General features: G+C 41.9%; 14 protein-coding genes. 4 read left to right on the top strand and 10 right to left on the bottom strand.

The features are described 5' to 3' along the window. Positions 1–137: 137 nt before the first annotated feature. Entirely contained in the window at positions 138–1,475 is a 1,338-nt protein-coding gene (locus tag R2S10_RS03125; RefSeq protein ID WP_316838982.1) for a hypothetical protein, read from the bottom strand. Between the two features lie 227 nt (positions 1,476–1,702). Here R2S10_RS03125 and R2S10_RS03130 point away from each other — a divergent pair, with 227 nt between their 5' ends. Then, positions 1,703–3,889 (top strand): alpha-galactosidase, encoded by a 2,187-nt coding sequence (locus R2S10_RS03130; RefSeq protein WP_316838983.1) that lies wholly within the window; start codon positions 1,703–1,705, stop codon positions 3,887–3,889. A 42-nt stretch (positions 3,890–3,931) separates the two neighbouring features. Here the strand turns inward: R2S10_RS03130 and R2S10_RS03135 are convergent, their stop codons facing one another. The 7 genes from R2S10_RS03135 to R2S10_RS03165 all read right to left on the bottom strand — a co-directional run bounded on the left by R2S10_RS03135 (position 3,932) and on the right by R2S10_RS03165 (position 12,487). Then, a complete protein-coding gene (locus R2S10_RS03135) occupies positions 3,932–4,834 on the bottom strand; it encodes an AraC family transcriptional regulator (RefSeq protein WP_316838984.1) in 903 nt (300 codons plus the stop codon). A gap of 118 nt (positions 4,835–4,952) precedes the next feature. Next, a complete protein-coding gene (locus R2S10_RS03140; protein ID WP_316838985.1) occupies positions 4,953–6,194 on the bottom strand; it encodes an FAD-binding oxidoreductase in 1,242 nt (413 codons plus the stop codon). 32 nt (positions 6,195–6,226) lie between these two features. After that, positions 6,227–7,228 carry a 4-hydroxyproline epimerase gene (locus R2S10_RS03145; protein WP_316838986.1) on the bottom strand — a complete coding sequence of 334 codons (1,002 nt, stop codon included), beginning with the start codon at positions 7,226–7,228 and terminating at the stop codon, positions 6,227–6,229. Next, the gene (locus tag R2S10_RS03150) at positions 7,218–8,807 is read right to left on the bottom strand and encodes an aldehyde dehydrogenase (NADP(+)) (protein ID WP_316838987.1); all 1,590 of its coding nucleotides are present in this window, start codon (positions 8,805–8,807) and stop codon (positions 7,218–7,220) included. The genes R2S10_RS03145 and R2S10_RS03150 overlap by 11 nt, the downstream gene beginning before the upstream one ends. Continuing rightward, entirely contained in the window at positions 8,804–9,739 is a 936-nt protein-coding gene (locus R2S10_RS03155) for a dihydrodipicolinate synthase family protein (protein WP_316838988.1), read from the bottom strand. Before R2S10_RS03155 ends, R2S10_RS03150 begins: the two co-directional genes overlap by 4 nt. A gap of 112 nt (positions 9,740–9,851) precedes the next feature. Beyond that, positions 9,852–11,420: a sulfatase gene (locus R2S10_RS03160; protein ID WP_316838989.1), complete on the bottom strand. Its 1,569-nt coding sequence runs from the start codon at positions 11,418–11,420 to the stop codon at positions 9,852–9,854. A gap of 125 nt (positions 11,421–11,545) precedes the next feature. Next, complete coding sequence (locus R2S10_RS03165; RefSeq protein WP_316839870.1) at positions 11,546–12,487, bottom strand: MFS transporter; 942 nt, start codon at positions 12,485–12,487, stop codon at positions 11,546–11,548. Between the two features lie 29 nt (positions 12,488–12,516). Between R2S10_RS03165 and R2S10_RS03170 the strand changes: the two genes are divergently transcribed. Both R2S10_RS03170 and R2S10_RS03175 read left to right on the top strand, forming a co-directional pair. Next, positions 12,517–12,663, top strand: coding sequence for a winged helix-turn-helix transcriptional regulator (locus R2S10_RS03170; RefSeq protein WP_410478939.1), 147 nt, complete (start codon positions 12,517–12,519; stop codon positions 12,661–12,663). 40 nt (positions 12,664–12,703) lie between these two features. Beyond that, a complete protein-coding gene (locus tag R2S10_RS03175) occupies positions 12,704–13,114 on the top strand; it encodes a Dabb family protein (protein ID WP_316838990.1) in 411 nt (136 codons plus the stop codon). Here the strand turns inward: R2S10_RS03175 and R2S10_RS03180 are convergent. Further along, positions 13,101–13,715: a response regulator transcription factor gene (locus R2S10_RS03180; protein WP_316838991.1), complete on the bottom strand. Its 615-nt coding sequence runs from the start codon at positions 13,713–13,715 to the stop codon at positions 13,101–13,103. The genes R2S10_RS03175 and R2S10_RS03180 overlap by 14 nt on opposite strands. Then, a complete protein-coding gene (locus R2S10_RS03185) occupies positions 13,702–15,525 on the bottom strand; it encodes a 7TM diverse intracellular signaling domain-containing protein (protein WP_316838992.1) in 1,824 nt (607 codons plus the stop codon). The genes R2S10_RS03180 and R2S10_RS03185 overlap by 14 nt, the downstream gene beginning before the upstream one ends. Before the next feature lie 169 nt (positions 15,526–15,694). Here R2S10_RS03185 and R2S10_RS03190 point away from each other — a divergent pair, with 169 nt between their 5' ends. Beyond that, positions 15,695–16,849: a hypothetical protein gene (locus tag R2S10_RS03190; RefSeq protein WP_316838993.1), complete on the top strand. Its 1,155-nt coding sequence runs from the start codon at positions 15,695–15,697 to the stop codon at positions 16,847–16,849. Positions 16,850–16,923 lie beyond the last annotated feature (74 nt).

The raw sequence follows: 16,923 nt of genomic DNA on the forward strand, positions 1-16,923 counted from the left end.
AAAGAATGGACAATTAAATAGATGTAAATCAACTCCTTATCTTTCAGAAAAGATAGGATCTGGATAAAGATTTTCGGCCTTTAAAGCGGATGTTTTAAATTTGTAGAGTAGAATATTTAGAAATTGAAAGAATTGGGCTAATAAAGCTCCCCAGTCTTCAGGTCCTGAAGCTTAGGAACACGTAATCTACCAATTCCATTAAAGAGCACTTTGATCCCTGTTACCTTACCGATTGGCAATTTATAAGAGGTTTTAAGGACTTCCTTTCCGCCTAAAAATAGGGAAACATTTTTATCTTTTACCCTCAGTTTAAACTCCCCGCCATCCTTAAAATCATAGCCCATTCCGCCCAGGTACTTTGTAGCACCGTTGACTTTAACTTCAGAAAAATTATACTCTGAGAATGCTGCACAGCTGGGTTTATACATGGTGATGAGGTGACGGCTGTTTTCTCCAAGGATGATTACGGTAGACTCAATACATTGTACCCCTGGACGGCTTTCTTCTGATTCCAGATTACAGGAAAATTCAAAGTTTTCTCCACTGATATTGCTGGAATGAATGTTACTGAATCCGACCAAAAATGGCTTGGAAAGATTGAGGCCTGCAGAATCTAATTGCTTTGCGGAAACAAAGATGCGGTCTTCGGAAAGTGAGCGGAGTCCGGCAATTGGAAACGCACGCAGGGTGTCATTACCGGAATTGGCCACCCAACCTTTGGTTTGCATATATATAGTAGCCGTATCAATGGGAACGCCTTTATACAGTAGTTTCACATAAACCACTCCAGGATTCATGAAAAACTGGGTCTTCTCCTTTTTACCGGAGATTTTTGCCATGGCGCCTTCATCCATAAAATCTATGCTGAATTCTTCATGCTCATCCAATGGCTTTTTCGAGGCCAGCTTAAATACTGCGGTATGTGGTACCTCGCCTATTGGATTTTCGCAAACTAAGGAAACCCCATATGGATTGAGTTCCTGGCTGTCCTTGTGCTGAAAAATAAAAAAGCTGGCGATGATCAGCAGTGTCAAAGCAATCAGGCCAAATCCTATCATTTTCTGCTTTGATCGGGATTTAGCTTTTAAGGGGGCAATCGTATTTTCCGGCACTTCCTGGATTTGTGGCTCCTCCTCCTCTGTTGGACTTTCTACTTTCTTAATGCCAGCAGCAATGCAAATCAATTCGTATTCCTGCCAATCTCTGTAGCCGATAAATTGCGCTAATGCGTCACGGGTTGCTTTCTGTGGATAGTAACGGTTGGAGGTTTTCAATCTGCCGAAAATTCTCTTCAGTGTATTTTCACTCAGGTATACTTTGGTTTTCTTTCCCAGCTGACTGCTCAATGAATTGTAGTCGGTTGTTCTCCACTCAGAAATGGGCTTTCCACCCATCTTTTCTATAATCTCTTTACAACATGCATCAAGCGCATCAAAAAAAACTTCATTTACTGCTTGTCCAGAATCCAATTTCATCAACTACAAAGTATTGATTAATAATAAGTTAAAAATACACCAGTCTGCTTAAACTTTGTATAAGGGATTATAGCTCATTTTATTAAGATGAAGATAGATTTGCATTCGCCCCCAGGTCGCGCAGACTACTCCAAACATAAAAAAATTAAATCAATAATAATGCGTCTTAATTAACCGGTTCCGGGAAAAGCAGCGTGTTTTATAGCCCTAAACACACAAAAATAACCATGAAAAAAAAATACCTTTATTCGATCTTTCTCCTAATTATGACTCACGAGGCTAGTATGGCACAACAGCAAATTACAATTGAAACAAAGCGCAATGTTCTGGTCCTGAGTACGGATGCAGATCATGCTTTGGTTTCCAGTTACTTTGGTAAAAAAATTGCCAATAAAAGTGAATATCCGGTCATCCCGACACTAGATAAATACCTCCCGGGATCGGACGATTTGTACAACAAACGGGAAGCTTATGTCGCCTCCGGTTCGGTTAATTTATTGGAACCCGCCTTGAGTGTGACCCATGCTGATGGCAATAAATCGACAGTACTTAGCTTTCAATCCTTCAAGGAAACATTGATCGACAATAACAGGAAGTTAACCACAATTGTGCTAAAGGATCCTAAATACAATTTCGAAGTGAGGCTCCAATACCTGGCGTATTTTGAAGAAGATGTGGTAGAACAATGGTCAGAAATCAGCCATCAGGAAAAAGGGACTGTGGTATTGAACAAATTTGCTTCTGCTAACCTTAGTTTAAGCGGAAAAAAGTTTTACCTGAAAAACCAGTACAGTACTGCCATGAGGGAAATGAGGTCTGAGGAACAGCAGTTGTTGCATGGACTGAGAACCCTGGATTCCAAACTGGGTACAAGAACAAATTTATTACACTCCTCTTCTTTCATGCTTTCCATTGATGGGCCTTCGGCAGAGGATACCGGGAATATCATCGCCGGATCATTGGCCTGGACTGGTAATTTCAGACTGGACTTTGAAACTTTTGACGACTATTACCTTAGGATTACTGCCGGAATCAACAATTTCTCTTCCAACTACAGTCTGAAGGCCGGGGAGAATTTTGTAACGCCAAAATTTGTGTACACTTATTCCAGCAATGGAAAAGGGCTGGCCAGTAGAAATCTTCAAAACTGGGCCAGGAAGTATCAGTTGATGGATGGCGCGGGAGATCGTGCTACCCTTCTGAACAATTGGGAAACTACCTATTTCGATTTCAACGATGAAAAACTAAACAGTCTGGTACAGGATACGAAGAATTTAGGCGTGGATGTTTTTCTGTTGGATGATGGCTGGTTCGGGAATAAATACCCAAGAAATGGCTCTACTGCCGGACTGGGCGATTGGCAGTTCAACAAACAGAAACTGAAAAATGGAATTACCTCCATTGGCAAAGAAGCTACTACGAATGGCGTTAAGTTTGGCATCTGGCTGGAACCAGAAATGGTGAATCCTAAAAGTGAGTTATACGAGCAACATCCGGATTGGATCATCAGACAGCCGGAAAGGAAAGAATATTACATGCGAAACCAGCTGGTATTGGACCTGACGAATAAAAAAGTGCAGGACTTTATCTTTAACGTTGTTGATGAAACCTTTGCACAAGTTCCTGATTTGGCCTTCATCAAATGGGATTGTAATTCACTGATCTATAATGCCAACTCTCCTACACTTAAAAATCAGGATCATTTTTACATAGAATATGTCCGGGGATTGAATAGTGTGTTAGAAAGAATCAGGAAAAAATACCCTAAAGTTCCGATGATGTTATGTGCCGGTGGTGGTTCCAGAGTCGATTATGCCGCATTGAAATATTTTACTGAATTTTGGCCAAGCGACAATACCAATCCATTCGACAGGATATTTATCCAATGGGAATATTCCTATTATTTCCCTTCTATTGCAGTAGACAACCATGTGACGGATATGGGCAAGCAACCGATTAAATTCAAGACCGATGTGGCCATGATGGGTAAATTAGGTTATGATGTGAAAGTTCATGAACTTTCCGAATCGGATCTTTTGTTTAGTCAGAATGCCGTTAAAGCTTATAATGGGTTTAAAGAAATCGTATGGCATGGACAGCAATACAGGTTGCAGGATCCTTATCAGCATGATGTGGCTTCTATCTCCTATGTGAATGATTCCAAAGATCAGGCGGTGGTATTCAACTATTTTATGGCAACCAGAACTACAACCAGACAAGCGCTTCCGATTATTTTAAAAGGTTTGGATGCCAACAAACGCTACAAATTAGAAGAAATCAATCTTTATCCCGGTAGTAAATCGCCGATCGACAGTTCAAAGGTTTATTCTGGTGATTTTCTGATGAATATCGGTTTCAATCCAGAGGTTAATGATCGTAGAACCAGCGTAGTCATTAAAATCAGCTCGATTTAATATCCTTCAAGCTACTGCATCGGCACAATTATTCCTTTGTGTTTATGCAGTAGCATAATGCCTTCCACTAATTTGTCGGTACTGGTCTACATAATCCCTTGGTGTCTGACCGATAATATGCTTAAATACCCGATTGAAATTGGTAATACTGTTGAAACCTACTTTAAAGGCGACAATAGAAATGCTTTCAGAACTTTCTCCCAGCACCAGACTTTTACAGGCATCGTTGATCCGTACCTCGTTTAAAAACGAGACAAAGGTATGTCCGGTATGCTTTTTAAAATAGCGACAAAAACCTTGTCGGGTCATACAAGCAGCATCTGCAACATCTTCCAGGCTGATCTGGTGGTTGTAATTCTGGGTAATGTAATTGATGATTTTACTCAAACGCATGCCCTCCGATTCGGAAAAATCAGGTGAATAAAGATTAGAACAAAGTGATGTTGCTTTTTCACTGATGCCATTGAGCTGTGCTACGAATTCTAAAAAATGATGTAGTATATCTGAACCATTTGCAGCATTGACCTTCAACATCTTTGAAGAAAGCTCATCTCTCATGGATGCCGGGACTGTGAAGCCATGTCTCATTTTAGAAAGAAAAGCACTGCTTAACTTCATCTCCGGCAAGTTAAATAGTGGCGCCATTAGTCCTGCCGGATTGAAGTATAAGGAACAAGCCTTGATGTCGATATTACTGTTTGGTAAAAAGTATTCTGGATTACTTTTAAAAAGGTGCGGTAATTTTGCACCTATCACAAAGATGTCGCCCGAATGAAATGCATGAAGGTCATTCCCCGCCAATAAAGTTCCTTCACCCTGCTGTATCCAGGTCACCTGCCACTCATCATGGCGGTGAAAATGAGGATAAAAATAGGGTTGTTCAATCATTTCAACAATGACGCTTTTATCATCCGGAACAAGAATTGTAAATGGCAATACCTTCATAGCAGTATCCTGGTTGGTCTGATATTAAAGCTACTCATATTCACCCTTATTCCGAAGGAAATGAAGCATCAAGGTTAATATTCTGCTATATATTTTGACAAAATGGCAAATTAAGCCATTATCTATCAGGAGAAAACATAGAAATATCCATTTCCATGCGCTCCTCTCCAATCAATTGACTCAACAAATAGCCGGTAGCGGGTCCTAAACTTAAGCCCATCATCCCATGTCCGGTGGCAATGACCAGGTTGTTCAGCCCTTTGCTCCTGCCAATATAAGGCAAGCCATCCGGTGAAGAAGGTCTGAAGCCAAACCAGACCTTTCCCGGCTCAGGCATTGCAGGCTGCAATTCAGGAAAGTATTTTGGTACAGACTCCACAATTCCTTTTACTCTTTGCAAATTTACCCTGTCGTTGATCCTATCCAGTTCCATGGTTCCTCCAAACCGCAGACTTCCATTCATTGGGGTAATCGCCACTCTAGCTTCACAAAGCAAAGCCGGGATCGTTAATCTTTCTTCGGCTTCTGGCTCCATAAAGGAATAGCCCTTCCCAGGCATGATAGAAATCTGGAGTCCAGCTAGTTTGGCAATCGCTGGCGACCAGGATCCGGTAGCCAGTACATATTGATCTGCCTTCCAAAGGCGCTTATCTGTATAAACCGCAGAAATCTTTCCATTTTCCTTTTCGATGCGCTGAACTTCTTCGCCTCTGCAGATTTCTACCCCATTACTTTCCAGATACTTGCTAAGGGCGCTGATTAATTTTGCAGGATACAAATGCGAATCACAGCGGTAATGGACGGCTCCCAGCACGTCCATATCCAGTTTAGGCTGTATGCTACGACATGCTGCAGCATCCAATACCGCCATATCCAATCCCAATTCCCTTCCTTTAGCGGCAAGATGCGCCTCTTCTTCTGCCGCTTTCTCTGTTTTGTAATAGGCCAGAATGCCATGGTTGCTCAATTCGAACTTGAAATCTTCTTCGCTGGCGAGTTCCTGATATAATTTTTTGCTGAGCAGGGATAGGTCACGCAGGGGGATTGCCGAATTGGAAACATGCTGCTGGTTGGCATGTTTCATGAATTTTAGTCCCCATTTGATCAATTCCATGTTTAAGGATGGACGTACGTAAAAAGGACTTTTGGAGTCAAACATCCAGCGAATGCCCTGGGTAATCATTCCCGGAGATGCCAGGGGTACAAAATGGCTGGGTACAATCATTCCGGCATTTCCTAAGGAACAATTATCTCTGATTTCTCCTTTATCGATGATGGTCACCTGATAACCCTTTTTTTGTAGATAATATGCTGTGCTAAGCCCCATTATGCCTGCACCGATAATTAAGACTTTAGACATTTTCTAAATCCTGTTTTAATAATGATGTATGTTTAAATTACCTGAAAGCCATGCGCATATGGATCTTCCGTATCGATCTTGATGGTGTTGTAGCCGAATACTTTCGCCCAGCCTTCCACACTTGGGATGATGGCTTTGATACCGTTGAGATCCACTTCTTCTTCTACGCGGCCAATAAACTTGCTTCCAATGAAACTTTCATGGATGAAGGCCTCGCCAACCTTCAGTTTCCCTTTGGCATGCCATTGGGCCAATCTTGCAGAAGTTCCTGTGCCGCAAGGCGATCTGTCTATTGCTTTGTCTCCGTAAAAGACCGCGTTTCTTGCCGTTGAACTTTCGTCCAGCGTAGTTCCTGTCCAGAGTACATGGCTACAGCCATTGATCGTAGGGTCTAATGGGTGGACAAATGTATACAGCTCATTGATGCGTTTACGGATCACCTGACTCCAGCTGATCAGCTGTGCTGCTGTATAATGCTCCAGTCCAGGGAAGTTTTCCTGAGGATCTATGATGGCATAAAAATTACCTCCATAAGCCACATCAAACCTGAGTTCTCCTAAATCCGGGCATTCCACACTCATATTTTCTCCTGCCAGGTAGGAAGGCACATTTTTTAGTTTTACTGATTCTACCTTAGTTCCATTTTTCTGGTATTCGATTAAGACCAGACCTGCCGGGGCTTCCATTCTAATGATCCCAGGGATTTTAGGTTGAATCAGGCCCTCTTCGATGGCAATGGTAATGGTGCCAATAGTTCCGTGTCCACACATCGGTAAACAACCGCTGGTTTCAATAAATAACACCGCAACATCGTTTTCCGGGTTGTGAGGAGGATATAAAATACTGCCCGACATCATGTCGTGTCCGCGGGGTTCAAACATCAATCCTGTTCTGATCCAATCAAATTCCTTCAGGAAATGTTGCCGTTTTTCACTCATATTTTTACCGGTCAATTGAGGGCCGCCACCAGCAACCAGGCGCACCGGGTTTCCACAGGTATGCGCATCTATGCAAAAAAATGTTTTACTTGACATGTGATTTGGTTAATTGTTGATCAATCTTTCTATAAATCCCGAGTGGATTGGCATCCTTAAGGGCATCAGGCAAGAGTTCTTCTGGCCAATCCTGAAAAGCCAATGGCCTTACAAAGCGATAAACTGCATCGCTGCCTACTGAAGTAAAACGACTGTCGTTTGTTGCCGGGAATGGTCCTCCATGTTGCATTGCGGCGCAAACCTCTACGCCGGTAGGTACACCGTTCAGGATGATTCTTCCGGTTTTGGTTTTTAAACGATCTATGATTTCCAGATGTTGTTGCAGGTCCTTTGCGGTTGCCATTAAGGTGATGGTTAGCTGGCCTTCTAGCTCTTGAACTGCGTTTTGCAGTTCCTGAACATCTGCACAGCAGACTAATAAACCCTGAGGTCCAAACACTTCTTCTCCTAAATGTTTGTTCTTAATGAAATCAGAGGCATTTACCTCGAGGATTCTGGGAATAGACTGGCTTTCCAGCTCTTTATTGATCAGGTTGGATTCCGCAAGCACTGAAATCCCTTTTTCTTTTGACATGGCATTTGCAGCCGTATGGAAATTTGCTGCAATTCCAGGACTCAGCATGGTTGCTGAAGGTATTTTAGAAATAGCTTCTGCAATAGCCGTTTTGAAACGATCTAAACCAGGAGCTGCAATGGCAAAGGTAATTCCAGGATTGGTACAAAATTGTCCGGCGCCTAAAGTCAAGGATCCCGCGAGTTGTCTGGCGAGTTCTTCTGCTTTGCTTTCCAGGATTTCCGGAAGGATGATGACTGGATTAATGCTACCCATTTCTGCGAATACAGGGATGGGTTCTGGCCTTTCTTCTGCCAATCTGACCAAGGCCATTCCGCCTTTGAAAGAACCGGTAAAAGCGACAGCTTTGGTTTGCGGATGCTGTACCAGTGCCCGACCGATTTCATGACCATCATCATAGAGCATGGAGAAAATACCTTTAGGCATTCCTGTTTTTTCTACTGCGGAGATGATGGCCTCTGCAACCAGGGCACTGGTTCCATAATGAGCGGGATGCGCTTTTACAATGACCGGACATCCTGCTGCCAATGCAGAAACCGTATCTCCACCTGCAACTGAAAAAGCCAGGGGAAAATTACTGGCACCAAAAACGACTACCGGGCCGATCGGAACCAACATTTTTCTGAGGTCTGGTCTGGGCATTGGACTTCGTTCCGGCAAAGCGGGATCAATCACGGCATCTACCCAGGATCCTTCCAGAATCAGCTCTGCAAATAAACGGAGTTGCCCGGTTGTTCTGCCTAATTCTCCCTGCAAGCGAGGAATCGGTAATCCCGATTCCTCTGCAGCCCGCTGGATGATCTCCTCACCATTAGCCGCTAGCGCTTCAGCTATGGTTTGTAAGAACAGTACCTTTTTATTTGGATCTATATTCTGGCAGGTAAAAAATGCCTGGTTTGCAGCCGCTAAAGCAGCTTCTACCATCTGGGTACTGGCTTTTTGGAATAGACCTGCCAAGGACTTTCCAGTACCTGGATTAATGGCCTGCAATTCCTGCCCTTGATGGGCTATATAGGCAGAAGCGACTATGTTCTCTCCTATCATAGCTCCACAGTTGCTGCTACTCCCCAACTTCCTACAGGAAGCAGTGGACGTGAGGCCAGGGCATCATCAATGACCTTTAATACTCTGGAGCGCTCTTCTCCTTTTAAAGGAAGACGTGGTGCCCTTACGGTTTCTGTTCCGATTCCGGTAGCAACTTCTGCAAGTTTGATGTATTGTACTAATTTTGGATGGATATCGAGTTCCAATACGGGCAGGAACCAACGGTAAATGGTTAGGGCCTCAGGAATGCGGTTTTCTTTGATCAGGTTAAAAATGGCAACGGTTTCTTTAGGGAAAGCGTCTACCAGTCCGGCCACCCAGCCATGCGCGCCCATTACAATACTTTCCATTGCCAATGGATCTACACCGGTGAAAATCTTAAAGCGATCGCCAAACCTGTTGATCAGTCTGGTTACGTTGGAAACATCTCTTGTAGATTCTTTTATGGCTTGAATATTTGGGTATTGCGTTAGCACCTCAAACATATCCAGGGTTACTTCGATCTTATAATCAACAGGGTTGTTGTAAATCATGATCGGCAGCGGAGTGCTTTCTGCGATGGCGCCAAAAAAGCTCAGGGTTTCTTCGGCATCTGCATTATAGCGCATTGGAGGCAGCAGCATTAATCCGTTTGCACCAATTGATTCGGCTTTCTTTGCCATTTCAATGGCTCTTTTTGTGGTTCCTTCTGCAATATTCAATAGCACTGGTACGCGGCCATTGACAAATTCTAAAGTATGCGCCAGGAGTGCAAATTTTTCCTCATCAGAAAGCACACTCGCCTCTCCTAAACTCCCGCCAAGAATGATCCCATTAGCGCCAGCTTCCAGCTGTGCAGTCAGGTTTAAATCAAAAGTTGCAAAATCAAGTTCGTCGTTTGCTGTAAACTTTGTGGTTACAGCGGGGAAAACCCCAGTCCAGTTTATACTCATTTCAAATCTTTAGTTTATGTTGGTGATAAACCAAAGATATTGCGCATGAACAGGAGAATCTTACCCGATGTTAACCGATATCAGCTACATAATATCCAATTGAGATAAGCACTTACTTATCCCAATATTTAGCCATGATTTCTTTCATTACCGGTCTGGAAGAATCGTCATCGCCACTTGCTGCTTTCTGCTTCAGCAATTCGACTTTCATCGCGGAGATCTTTTGCCGGTATTCCGGATTATGGATCGCGTTTTTTAATTCTTTTGGATCCTTTAAGAGGTCATAAAACTCCCATGCAGGTGTTGTAGCTACATTAGAAGCATCTTTCATCCCTAAACCTTGTCCGTAGTAAAAGATGAGTTTATAGCGTTCGTTTCTAAGGCCAAAATGTGCTGGTCTGTCTTTGCTATGCTCCCAGTAGCGGTAGTAAACAGATTTTCGCCATGACTTTGGTGTTTTCCCTTTTAAGTTATCCCTGAAACTCTCTCCCTGGATAAAATCAGGTTTTTTGATGCCTGCATAATCCGCGAATAAGGCTGCGAAATCGATATTCATTACCAGGTCGTTTAATCTTGTTCCTCCTTTGATTTCCTTAGGATAGCAGATCACAAAAGGCATTCTTGCGGATTCTTCATACATCATCCGCTTATCAAAGAAACCATGTTCTCCTAAAAAGTAGCCTTGATCAGAAGTATAAATGACAATGGTATTTTCTGCCAGGCCATTACTTTTCAGGTAATCCAGTACCCTACCAATGTTATCATCAATTGCTGCTGCACAACGCAGGTAATCTTTCACCATTTTCTGATAGATTTTCTTACGTGCCTGAATGCTGTCTAAACCTTTAATATCGAAAGGCATCCCCGGGTAAGTCGTCCAGTAGGTATTTGGGCTTTTCTGGTATTGTTCCCAACGTTTTTCGAGATCTTCCAGGTCCTGTCCTTTAAAGCTTCTTCCATTCGTTTCTGGTCCGAAATCGAGGATAGAAACCGGCTCAGGGATCATTTGTCCGGCGTAGAGGTCATTGTATCTTTCCGGGTATTCCCAGGGTTCATGTGTCGCTTTGAAATGTGTCATCATGAAGAAAGGTTTGCTGGTATCGCGCTGGTTTAACCAATCCAGGGAGTAATCAGTAACCAGGTCTGTGTTGTAGCCTTTATGGACTGTTCCTGCTGTTTCTCCATCATCTTTCCAATCTTTATCTGTCTTGAATGTGGGGTTGAAATATACCCCCTGATTGTCCATGACTAGGAAATGGTCAAAGCCTGCAGGCCTTTGTTTGAGGTGCCATTTGCCAATTAATGCGGTTTGATAGCCATTGCTTTGCAGGACTTTTGCAATGCTTGGATGTTCTGGATTCAGACCGTCGCCAAGGGTATATACGTTGTTTTTCTGACTGTATTGGCCGGTCATGATGGTTGCCCTGCTCGGTACACAGATAGAGTTGGTGCAAAAAGCATTGTTTAAAACCGCACCTTCTGCCGCCATTCTTTTGATGTTTTTATTGACCACATAGTCTTTCAATACGCCTCCATAAATCCCCCAGGATTGAGAGGTATGGTCATCAGCCATGATGAAAATAATATTTGGTTTTACTAAGGTTTTTTGTTGAGCAGATAAGGATGTTGCGCTAGCGAGGAGAAAAGCAGCAACATACAAGGTGTGTTTAAGGTAATTCATAATTGGTTATTTTGGAGGCAGTCTAGGTCTGTCCAGCACAAAATAACCAATTCGTGTTACTCTCAAAAGAATTAACAAAAATTAAAGCGCAAGCGCTTCCTAACCAGGTTTAGAAGCGCTGTTGATCATTCTGCCTGACACATAATGTCTTTTGTTGTGGCTTTGTCGGCTCTTTCCAAATAGCTTCGCCATGCGATCATAAGGAATGCTAAGATCCCAAATACTACGGTAATCCATGGGGTATAGCTCACTCCTCTTGTGGCAATGATCCAGCCGCCAAGGGTGGTTCCTAAGGTAACGCCTAGATTGCCAAAAGAAGTGGCCAGACTATTCGCGAATTCCAATGATTTAGGAACGGAAGAAATCATATAAGTAGAGGCATTGAGGAAACTTGGTGAATAGAGAAATCCCCAGATTCCGACTACAGCAATTGTTGCAATGGTATTTCCACCAGAAAAATGCAACAATACAGGGATAATAATAGTCCCTGAAAGGAAAAATGCAGTAGTTTTTGTCACGCTCTTATTCAGCATTTTACCGGCAACCCAATTGGCAAATACCCCAATCAGTCCGAATAAAAACAGCATATAACTGACCATGGTATTGTCCATAAATTTTGCTTTATTCAAATACTCCGCAAAATAACTATAAGTTGAAAACCAGCCTGATATCATAAAGAAATTCATTGCCGTACTGGCTATAAATATAGGTTGACGGAGGATCTTGAGCTGACTCCCAAAAGAGTGTTTTTCAGTTATTGGCATAGAAGGCAATAGAAAATAAATCCCCGCCAGGGCTACTAAACTCACCACAGATTGCAGCATAAAGGAATATTCCCAGGAAAATTGGCTGGCTAAATAAGTGGCAAATGGAACTGTTGTGACCATCGCAATAGCTACACCGCTGAAAACAATACTCATCAGCTCATTTTCGTTGCTCTTGTCACCTTGTGAAACGGCTACGGATAAAGCGGAGGCAATATACACCGGTTGCAAAAAGGCGGGTAACAACCGCACCAAAATCAACAGCCAGAAAGGAGGTGAAAATGAGGAAACGACACCGGTGATAACTCAGAGAACTGGAAAAGGACGGTTTAGTGAAACGAACGGTTTATGCAGAGGTGCCACCAAGGGTAGATTATGAGTTGACGGCTGTTGCACAAGAATTGATACCGATCTGGTCGCAGTTGAGCAATTGGGGAAAAAAGCATAAGACCATTATGAGTTCAGCTATTGAGGCTTAGCATTCATCGGATATGATTTCTTTTTTATATATTCAGCCTTATGAACAAGTCTAACCGTAGAAAATTTATTGGAACCGCTGCTGCGGTGATTGCAGTAGGAACAGCAGCATCAGCAATGCCTTTATCAACTGGAAAAGAGAATTATCCGGTGCTGCATCATGTGTTTTTCTGGTTAAAAAATCCAGATTCTAAGGCAGACCGTGACCAATTGGTTCAAGGGGTAAAAACGTTAAAAAAGATCCCGAGTATTCAACAGTTACACGTAGGAATCACTGCTGATACAGAGAAACGCGATGTGGTAGACAGCAGTTGGGGAGTTTCAGAACTGTTATTTTTTAAAGATCTGGCTGGACAAGCGATTTACCAAACTCATCCCATACACCTGGAATTCATTGAAAAATACAGTCATCTATGGTCAAAAGTTGTGGTTTACGACATTATTGAGGCTTAAACTTAGCTAGCAAATCGACTACATTTTTTGTCCCCAGCTTTTCAGAGATGTTTTTTCGGTGGGTTTTAATGGTCAGCTCACTTAAAAACAACATCCCTGCAATTTCTTTACTGGTTTTTCCTAAAGCGATCAGGGAGATAATTTCTTTCTCCCTTTTGGTGAGTCTCAATTGCTGGGTAAAAGCGTCTTCTTGTGTTTGTTTCAGAATGATATTTGGGTCAAAATATTGAATTCCCTTACTCATGGCATCAAATGCTGCTTCCAGAATATCCTTCCCTGATATTTTCAGCACATAGGCATCCCCTTTAAAATTGGTCAAATCCAATCCAATATCCGCCGGCTGGTACATGGAAAGAATCATGATTTTCATCTTCTTATGCTCGTGTTTCAGCTGAGTTAAAAGATCCAGTCCATTATGTGGGGGCAGATTGATATCAAGCAGTAAAAAATCTACTGGCTGCTGCGCTAAATAATCGAACATTTCCGGTACGGAAGCCGCAACGAAAGTCAGGTTCAGATCAGGTCTGTTGGCAATCAGGTTACTAATTCCCTGAGCAAATAAAAGATGGTCATCTGTGATTCCAATGCTATATGTTTTCATTCTTTGGCTGATTAAATTCAATGGAAATACTAAAACCCTTATTTTCTCCGCTATCAATACTAAAACTTCCTTTTAACAAGTTGACCAGGTTTTCCAGACTTTTCAAACCTACTCCATCATTTACCTCGTTGTCTTTCAAACCCACCCCATTGTCTTCTGCATATATGGAAACTAAGCCTTGTTCTATGATGATTTGCAGGAATCCTGATGTTGCTTTAGAATGCTTTAGCAGGTTTTGTAAAATCTCCTGAACCATCCGGTAAATAAGAATTTCATGCTGAATCGTCATTCCATCTTTATTACCCAGCCATTCGAACTGCAGGTCAATCTTATCATTTCTTTTGATCAGTTGTACCATTTCTGCAATGCATTGGTAAAGTCCTTTGTGCTGTAAAACCAAGGGAGAAAAGCCATGACTCATCGCGCGGACTTCATGCCCTAATTGGGTGATGGCCGTGGCAATCTTAGCCCTTCCCTCCTCCGTTAATGGCATATTGTCTGTTTCCAATCTTAAAAACCCTAGGTTTGCACCTACGGTATCATGCAATAAAGAGGACATCCTTTGCATTTCTTTTTGCTGATAACTAGCAGTCTCCGTAAAAATATTCTCTTGTTGAAGTTGATGCTCGACTAACATTCGCTCGGAATCTTCTTTATAAGATTTAAAGCGCCATGCCAAGGCCAGGGCCATCACCATTCCTTCAAAAAACAAGCCGGTATAAACTGCGTTAATTGTAAAATTATTCCGGGGAAGTAACTCTGCCTGCTGGAGTATGTAAATGGTAATAAACACCACAATTCCAGCAAAAGAGACTACTGCGAATATGGAATACTTCAAATGCTGTTGGAAGCAATAAAGCGCTTCGAGTAAGATGATCAGCAACACCAGAGGGTAAATAATTCTATTGGCATGCACCCAATAGCTTTGTATCAGGTAATTACCAGAGGCAGAAGTGAGTATTGCGATCAAAAACAAGGCGATAAAACCTGTCAGCAGCCATATATTGAAGCGATAAACTTTAGGCATTCTTGTTTTTAAATCCATCAATTCATTAAAGAACTGAACTTGCGGGACAAAGCTAAAGGCAAAGACTGCTGGCCTGATAATGTCATTCATAAAGGGGTATTCCGGATAAAAATATTTAAACAACTCCCCCATATTGGTACCCAGATAAAAGATCACCATCAACAAATAAAAGCTATACCATAAGTAGAGGTTTTGTCGAATGCTGAGGAATAGGTAGAAATTAAAAATGAGGGCAAAAAGCAAAATTCCAATAGATAAGCCAACCATTAAGCTTCGGGATTGCGTTTCTTTAAGGTACTGACTTTCAGTATAGAAACATATCGGCAAATCTAGCTTCGTATAACGTTTGTCGGTCGCAATAATCAGATCAGCCCCCTGATAAAGAAATCCTTCTATTGGGTATACGAAAGTAGAAGTTGGTAAAGGCCGTGTGGAAAAAGGAAGATTATCACCAGTCCGCTCAAATCTCCTGATGATCTTTCCGTCTTTAACAATCCAACATTTCAAGAAGTTGATATGGGGATTGTGGAGGTCTACAAAGTTGAAATTATTATATTTTAATACACTGTTGATCGGGATTTTAAGCCATACACTGTAAGGAGTATAACTAATTGGAGTTTTGGTACTGGTTAAGGCCTTCCATGACTCCTGCTGTAGTTTTAGTAGTTTCTCATCACTAAAATCGGCAGCGGAAGTAAGCAAGTATTGAATCTTTGCAGTTTTATAATCTACCGGTCGGCCATTACTAGAAATCTGCAATTGTGCTTGTACAGCAGAACACATCAAAAGCAATAAACCGCATATTATTAGTTTCCAGCGCATATCCTAAATTACTCATTCCTATTTCAAATAGAAGTGCTTTCTTAAAAATACGCCTTTGTAGGTATATATAGAAATTGCTCAATGCGGTAATTTTGTGTCCTTACCAGGAAAATATTAAAATCTAATTGCTATGAAACACGCCTTCAAATTTACCCTGATATTGGCATTTATGCTGATCACTTTCAGTACCTATGCCCAAAAGCACAACCTACAGCCTGGTTGGTGTAAATATGCTAAAAACGGTAAAGGTACCGCAAGAGATGAGAGTGCCTCTGCTCAATGTAAAGTCTGCGATGCAGAGAGAGAAAAGGAAAAAAAGGATAAAGCAATTGCTGATAAAGCGAACTCAGAAAGACTGGCATTGAAGTGGAAAGCAGATAAAATTGCTGCTGATGCAAAGCATAAAGAAAAAATGAAAAAGGCTAATGAAGATAACAAATCCACTGAAGTCTTTGTGACGATGCCAAAGACTAGTGCTGTTGCTGCCAATCCTAAGAAACCTGTGGAAAAGAAGCCTATGGTACCTGGTAAAATGGTCTACATGACCGCTTCTTCAGGTGATGCCGCATTTAGAAATGCGGTAACAAAGGAGGACCTGCTCTTAGCTGCTGGTCTACCTTATTGGGCGGTAGAAGGAACATATATGGAAGATGGAACGATATCCAGGAATAATTTTCCGGCTAATTATGGCGTCGTTCAGATGAAAAATTCAGTCACTGCCCCTAGTCATCCTTTCTTTGAATACGCTTCAAATGCAGGGAGTTATAAACCCTATGACCTGGTGAATTCGCAGTTCAAAAGGGTGTTTAATTCAGATTCGATTTCTCGTATCGTACATTTTTATGGAAACTGGTTCCTGGTGAGTTATGGCTTTTCAAAAGTTGACTGGTTTACCCATTCTTTTGGAGCTGTAAAATTGTACAATGTAAAAACTAAGGAAAGTGTTCCTATTCCTGAAAAATCATACCGACAAGCGGTGGAGATGGTGGCCTTCAAATATCATGGTTTGGAGAATGAAGCTATAGCCAGGAATTATCGCTATTTCAAAGGCAGCTATGAAGGTGATGGCATTGATGGTAAAAAGGCACGTGAACGTTCTGCCTGCGAAAAAACCTTTGATAATATTGTAGGTGGGCCAGATAAATGGAAAGCATTTGTTGCGGTAAAACCCTTTAAAAGCAAACAGGATATTAACGTAGAAGGCTATGTTTATTACTGTGATGTCAACGAAAAGATTGTAAAAGTAAGGATCTCTGATGATGACCTTCGCAAGATTAGAGGTTGATAAAGTGATCAACCAGTAGGAAGCATCAATAGTATAATTAGATTTTATCATGGTTTTACTTGATTAGTGGTGAT

It is taken from the genome of Pedobacter gandavensis, assembly GCF_032678745.1.
GTDB classification, from domain to species: Bacteria; Bacteroidota; Bacteroidia; order Sphingobacteriales; family Sphingobacteriaceae; genus Pedobacter; species Pedobacter gandavensis_C.